This window comes from candidate division WOR-3 bacterium (genome assembly GCA_039801365.1).
GTDB lineage: Bacteria > Hydrothermota > Tepidihabitantia > Tepidihabitantales > Tepidihabitantaceae > JBDRUN01.
Genome location: JBDRUN010000109.1, coordinates 1 through 6,863 on the forward strand (window position 1 = coordinate 1; position 6,863 = coordinate 6,863).

7 protein-coding genes are annotated in these 6,863 nt (G+C 57.6%); all 7 read left to right on the forward strand.

What is annotated here, in order from left to right:
* Positions 1–477, forward strand: a 477-nt coding sequence (locus tag ABIL25_10385) for a tetratricopeptide repeat protein (protein MEO0082674.1), incomplete at its 5' end; no start/stop codon positions are given.
* A gap of 11 nt (positions 478–488) precedes the next feature.
* The gene (locus ABIL25_10390) at positions 489–1,328 is read left to right on the forward strand and encodes a GNAT family N-acetyltransferase (protein ID MEO0082675.1); all 840 of its coding nucleotides are present in this window, start codon (positions 489–491) and stop codon (positions 1,326–1,328) included.
* A 45-nt stretch (positions 1,329–1,373) separates the two neighbouring features.
* The gene (locus tag ABIL25_10395) at positions 1,374–2,195 is read left to right on the forward strand and encodes a GNAT family N-acetyltransferase (GenBank protein MEO0082676.1); all 822 of its coding nucleotides are present in this window, start codon (positions 1,374–1,376) and stop codon (positions 2,193–2,195) included.
* 3 nt (positions 2,196–2,198) lie between these two features.
* On the forward strand, positions 2,199–2,858 hold the full coding sequence (locus tag ABIL25_10400) for a hypothetical protein (protein MEO0082677.1): 660 nt from the start codon (positions 2,199–2,201) through the stop codon (positions 2,856–2,858).
* The gene (locus ABIL25_10405; protein ID MEO0082678.1) at positions 2,858–3,409 is read left to right on the forward strand and encodes a hypothetical protein; all 552 of its coding nucleotides are present in this window, start codon (positions 2,858–2,860) and stop codon (positions 3,407–3,409) included. Before ABIL25_10400 ends, ABIL25_10405 begins: the two co-directional genes overlap by 1 nt.
* A gap of 101 nt (positions 3,410–3,510) precedes the next feature.
* Positions 3,511–5,187, forward strand: a complete 1,677-nt coding sequence (locus tag ABIL25_10410; GenBank protein ID MEO0082679.1) for a SpoIVB peptidase S55 domain-containing protein — start codon at positions 3,511–3,513, stop codon at positions 5,185–5,187.
* Between the two features lie 101 nt (positions 5,188–5,288).
* The coding region (locus ABIL25_10415) for a hypothetical protein (protein MEO0082680.1) at positions 5,289–6,863 on the forward strand (1,575 nt) is incomplete at its 3' end.

Genomic DNA, 6,863 nt, shown 5'->3' on the forward strand with positions numbered 1-6,863 from the left:
CAGCGCTGGTCGAGTGCAGTTGAAGCTTTTCGGAAGGCGATTGCGATGCGACCTGGATACGTCGAGGCTTACAACAATCTGGGGTTGGTGCTCCACCGTTCCGGCTCCAGCGGGGACGCAGTTGCCATGCTGCGGAAGGCAATCGAACTAGAGCCAAGCTATGCCCAGGCCTATTTCAATCTCGGCACAATCTATATGGAGAAGGCTCGATATGATGAGGCCGTGGCCAATTATCACGAGGCGACCCGGCTACAGCCTGACTTCGTCCAGGCCTACTACAACATGGGCCAGGCTGAATATTGCCGTGGTCGGCTCAATGCCGCAATCAATTGTTACCGCAAGGCGGTACAGATAAATCCCAAACACTATGGTGCATGGCATAATCTGGGCATCGCGTACCGAGACAAGGGGCTTACCGACAAGGCAGTTGAGGCCTTGGAGAAGGCGGTGGCGCTGAACCCGAACCTGATGCGATAGGGGCAAGAAACGTGGGTCTCACTGAACTTCCCGTTATCGGACCGATTGCCGCTTTCCTCCGCCGGACTTTTGTAAAGGAGCCGCCGTTTACCTGGCGTCCTGGCCGGATCGGTCCGAGGTTTCAGTGGCTCGACCACGATCACATCCGTATTCTCAGCGGACCGCTCAAAGACCAGGTGCTTGAGATTGTGACCGAAATCAAGGACAAGACGGCTAGCGTCTTCGCTTCGATTGACGGCAAGCGTATCGGCCGTACCTATATTGAGCGTAACCCGCCGGGTGTTGGCGTCGAGCTGTGGGACATTGCGGTCCAGGAGGCGTACCGTCGCAAGGGCATTGCTTCGATAATGACCTATATCATCTTCCGGGAACTGCTTTCGATCCAGGAGAGAGCCGTGTTTAAGATAAGGATGATGCGGTTGATGAAACCGTCGGACAAGAATATCGAGTTGCAGAACGTTGGTATCGGTGTCATCGGCAATCGGCTCGGCTTCACGCCCGAGTTCGATATTGAACGCATTCTGCGGCCCGCAAACATCGTCGGGATTACTGTACTGCCGGCCAAGGGCGGTTTTCCGCCCAGTTTCAAGATCGTCATTAGGACTTTTCCTTTGGTGCTCATTGCCTTCGTTCTTGATACCGACACGCTGAGGCCAGTCGAGGACTTCCGGACCTATGTCCAGTTGACCAAGGACGAAACAGTCATCTATGACTGGGTACGCCGTGGATTGATTGTCATTGGTAACGGGAACTACCGGCTGCGTAAAGCTGGGGTGGAACAGTTTGTCAACCATTTGGCAACTGATGAATTCGAGGCCCGCGTATTCCGTCGCCGGGTACGGGGATTGTAGCGACCTATGTTGACATTGCTGCGTCGCAGAGCCGAGTTCAGTCCTTTGCGGCTGGGCCCAGAATATGTCCGAACCGGCTCGGATGTCCTGGTGCGTTCTGGTCCGCTCGCGGGCCAGCGGTTCGAACTTAGGACGGAGTTGTCTGAGACCAAAGCTGACTTCACGCTAGAGTCAATCCCCGATTCTCCAGTTTCCAGTGCCTGGTCGTCAGTGGCTGGTCACTGTCACTTCGACCGTGACGCCAATACCGGTCTTGAGACTCTGTGGGACATATTTGTCCATCCCGAGTATCGGCGCAAGGGTCTGGCCTCCCTGCTCGTTCACGTTAGCTTCCGCGCACTCCTTGAATCTGGTCGGCCAGCTTGGTTTGCCATGCGCAAGCTCATGAAGGTGGACACCAAGAAACCCGAATTGCACAACATCGGTATCGGGCTTGTTGCGATTCGGCTTGGTTTTCTGCCAGCGCCGGAGATTGACCAGGTGCTGGCTGCTGGACAGGTTAGGGCTGTACATGTCCTGCCGGCAACCTCGTCTTCCCCGCCTGGCTTGCTCACTCATCTTAACCGCATGCCAGGTGTCATCGTGGCAGTTGAACTTGCATTCGATTCTCTGAGTCCGCTCCGCCCGGTGCCGGTCAGCGACCTCGGGTACTACCGCCGGTTCGTCTCGGCCAGCGAGTTACGGCGTCAAGCCCTGCAGGGTACTTGGCTCATCGGTAATATTGACTATGTTCTTGGCCGCGAGAATATCGAGCAGTTCGCCCGGCACTTGGCATCAACGCCGACTGAGTTCGGACGGTTTACCAGGAGTCTGGCGGCAGGTGCAAGACGAATGGGTCGGCGGCACGGCGCTAGCCGACGGGAGTAGGAGATGCCGGTCAAGCTCAGACTCGATATCGAACGTTCGCTTGAGGTGTCGCTGGCGCGGCTGTCACCCAAGTATGGCTGTGGTCTTATGCTTGCGAGTCTGCCCAAGTACGACGAGTCTGATGCACTCCTGGCCGTCATGGACCACTATGGCTACAAGCATCTTGCTGCGGATCGGGCGGCGCAGCGTATCATCTCGAATCCTACTCTGCTCAAGAGCTTCTATGAGAATGCCTTCGAGCATAAGCGTCCTATTCGGCGCAACTTTTATGATACGTTTGGGAATCAGGATCTGTTCCTTGCCATTGATCCGAAGCAGAAGTCGGCCTGGTTTGTGAGCGAACCGCCAAACAAGATTGCACTGGTGAACTATTTCCGCGACTCGGTCTCTCTAGGGCTCAAGGCTCTGGGCGTTATGCTTACCGGCTCCACTCCGCGGCTCACTCCGCTTGGCTGGCAGAACCTCCACGACGTGCTTGCGGATGAATTCTTCCTGCGTCATCCGGAGGTAAAACACGTCGAGGTGATGAGCACGATCGCTGGTGCAAGGTGGCGCGAACCTAATCTCGGGCTTGGGGTCACGATGCTGAATCTCAAAGGTCTCACTCAGATTCGAGAGATGGTTGAAGGCGCGCTGCTAGGTCAAAACCGGGAAGACGGCTGATGCCTTCTGGTCTGCACGGGTTCATCACTGGTCAGCTTTGGCTCAAGCTGAAGGCTGACGTAGCGGAAATGCGGGTGTTCAATAGTACCGATTTCATATTGGCCGCTTACTTTCATATCCGACGCCATCTTTTGATTCAGCCGGGCTGGTCGTGTCGGGCAGACGTGCCGACCCCGGTCGGCTCGGCTGACCTCACGCTTTACCAAGGGGACCGATTCCACTGCGTACTACTGTGCGAATGTCTGCTCAAGTCTGGGGTAGACAATTTCTTCCCGGCTGATATCCTGGACGATAAAATGGAGAAGCTGCGTCAGATGCTGCGCTATCTGGACAAGGCCGGCTCCGGCCACGGGTATCTGTTCGGCACATTTGACACTGCGGAATCCTGGTTCTTTCCAACCGGGGGCGGATACGATGCGGCTACGATGGTTCCTGGAGTGCCGCAGACGATGTGGGAGAGGCAATCATGTTTCTGGGTGCCGGTCAATTGTCACGAGTTTCCAAACTACGCCGACTGGCGCGCGAAATGGGATAAGCTCGCTGAACAATGATTCTGGGACAGAGCAGGTACCAAGGCGTCAGCGGAGACGTAGGCTTTAAGCTTCACGTTGTGCGTCCGGTCCCGGCGGTATTGGCATTGACGCTATACACTATGTGTTCTTGTCTTTCGTCAGCCCTGGCGGTTGAGACGATTTCAGCGGACAGCATCAGGCCGGGAATGAAGGGCTACGGTCTATCAGTGTTCTCCGGGTACGAGGTCGAGCGGTTCGAGGTCGAAGTTGTGGATGTCATGCGCAATGTGAGTCCGCGACGCGACATGATTCTTGGCCGGCTATCAGGGGCCGGATTAGAACGGTCCGGCGTAATTGCTGGCATGTCTGGCAGTCCGGTGTACATTGAAGGGAAACTGGCTGGCGCGGTTGCTTATGCCTGGGGGTTTTCTAAGGAGCCACTTGCTGGTATCACACCTATCAACGAGATGCTCGACATCTGGAATCTGCCGGCCGGTACTCCGGGAACCGGGATTGAGAAACGGAGTTCAAACGACCCGCCTGCATTGTCACCGCTGTTAGTCCCGGTCGCGCTCTCCGGCTACACGGCGCAACTGGCTGACCTTGTCCGGCCACGGCTTGCCGAATTCGGACTTGTGCCGGTCGCCGCGGCCGGCACCGAAGTGGAAACTCAGGTGCATCGGCTCGACTCACTGCTTGTTCCGGGCGGTGCGGTCGGGGTGGCGCTAGTGGACGGCGATGTTAGTCTTGCGGCCATCGGAACCCTAACTTGGCGCGAGGGCAATCGAATTATTGCTTTTGGGCATCCGATGTTCTCGGCAGGCGCAACTAGTCTGCCTATGACCGGTGGCAAGATTCACACCGTTATGCCGTCTCTGGCCACTTCATTCAAGCTGTTTTCGCCATCGCGGCCAGTCGGTACGATAACCCAAGACCGTTTGACTGGTATTGCGGGCACGATTGGACCAGTTCCGGAGATGATTCCTGTAAGAGTGGCGGTGAACTCGCCAGCCACGAAACATGTCTATTCCTGCCGCGTGGTAGACCATCCAGCTCTGGCTGCGGACATGGTGGCTATCGCGCTGGCCGAGATTCTGTTTTCGACTGAGGGCGCATTGGAGGACATGACGTTGCGTTCGGAGATGAGGATCACGGTTGAAGATACCCTGACGGTCGTTGTCCGGCACTATCTTGCCGAGGAGGGACCGGCCGCGAGGTTCTACGAGCGGGTGTCGCACGAGCTCGACGCAGTCTTCCAGAACCGACTGCGGAAACTAACGGTGACCGGCATAGAGTTCAAGCTCGATTTCATCCCAGGCCAGAGCCGTTCCCGACTTGTGTCCTGCCGGACTGACCGCATGGTCGTACGGCCGGGCGAGACCGTGACGCTCTCGATCACGACCGAGGACCGGCTGGGCAGGGCTGAGGTAAGAAGTGAGAAGTTTCAGGTGCCACTGGCCACCCAGTCCGGTAAGCTGACCGTCGTGGTCGGATCCCGGGATTCGATTCAGTACCGCGAAAGTATGAGGGCGCCGGGTGCGCACGAGCCTAGGACTCTTTCTGGGTTATGGCGTCTGCTTGAGTCGTCCGGTTCGGAGAACGAACTCGTGATCGCCGGGTACGTATCGTCAACGGGCTTCACGGTCGGCGACCGCGAGCTACCTGCACCACCACCTTCTCTCCGCCGGGTCATTGCCACGACCGCCGAGGGCCAGCCAGTGCAGACGACATCATCGAGCAAGGTATTCGAACGCTCGACCATGCTTGATCAGATGGTTCTTGGCACAGCCGAACTCACGCTGGAGGTGCGGCGATGACACGTGGAAACGGAGAAAGTAGAACTCAGAAATTAGATACCAATGCTCAGAACGGCCGAACCGGTCGTGGTTGCTTACGCATTCAGCATTCTGGTCTCAGTATGCTGCTCTTTGCATACGCCATGTGTAGCCATGCCGCGGTCTGGACTACGTCGGGCTACACCGGATTCGTGCCCGAGAAGCCCGAACTTGAGAATGTTTCGGTCAGTCCGGACGGGATTGTAACCCTTGCGCCCAGGTCGGTAGAGAAAGCAACGCTCGATGAATCATCGGTCTGGGCGATTACCGAAGCACCAGGCCGGCGGGTCTACGTAGGTACCGGTAACTGTGGCCGGGTGTATCTGCTCCAGCCGGGGGCAAACCCTAGGGTCGTGTTTGATGCCGACGCCGGCCAGGTCCTGTGTTTGACCACGGACCGTCAAGGCAACGTGTACTTTGTGACTTCACCAGGGGGCATCGTGTATCGCATGGCGCCGACTGGAAATCCGGTCCAGCTCTGTTCAACCGGAGAGGAATACGTGTTTGACATCCTGTCTGGGCCTTCGGGTGAATTGTACTGCGCCACGGGCATCAATGGCCGGTTGTACCACATCCCACCATCTGGCAAACCCGAGGTTGTTTTCGTCGCGGCCCAAGCACACCTAACCGCACTGGCTTGGCTAGTGGAGGGCAAGGAGCTTCTGGTCGGTACTTCCCCGGGCGGTATCGTTTACCGGCTCCAGTTCCAACCCGGAAAGGCCCGGCCTGAGGCGTCGGTGCTCTACGACACACCGAAGGACGAAGTGCGGGCGCTGGCTGTGGCTGGCTCCGGTCTCGTGGCCATCGCTGCGAATCCGGATGAGGCCGGTGAGTCCGCCGCCGGCGTCTTCTGCGTCACGACCGACGGGGCATTGCGCTGGAACTGGACTTGCCCGGAGTCAACTGTTTTTGACCTCCTCTACCGCAGTGGGCATCTGCTCGTCGCTACCGGCACAAATGGCATCATCTTCGAACTCGACAGTCTGGGCCATGCCGCCCTACTGCGTAAGGTTCCGGCCCAAAGTGTGGTGTGTCTCGAACCAGGAGCTGAGGCGGTGCTGTGCGGCACCATCGGCCCATGCCATGTCTATGCGCTGGGCCAGGATTTTGCATCGGAGGGCTATATCATTGCTGGACCACACGATTGTGCTGGGCCTGCTCGATTCGGGCGCCTGAGCGTGCGTTCTACAGTGCCGGCCGGGACAGCACTCCTCTTCGACACCCGTTCCGGCGATGCCGAGGAACCAGATTCTACCTGGACCGAATGGCAGGAGACAAGTGAGTTTGTACGTTCTCCGTCCGGTCGTTTCGTGCAATGGCGGGCCCGGTTGTACTCAAACTTTCCTGCACTGACACCACGACTCCAACAGATAGATCTGTATTATTGCATTCCGAATCGGCCGCCCTTGATTACCAAGTTTGACGTAACGGTTGTGAACTTGGCCGACGCACGTGCGGGAAAGGCTGATCCCGTGCGTAGCCTTAGCTGGGAACTTTCAGACCCTGATTCGGACTCGCTCGCACTCGAAGTCCTGTTCAGTCGGGACGACTACACCGGCCGTTGGCAGACTTTGGCCAAGGACCTTGCCGGCACAGGCTACGAACTTGACACCCGGATGCTGCCGGATGGCTGGTGCCGTTTCAAACTGGTCGCTTCG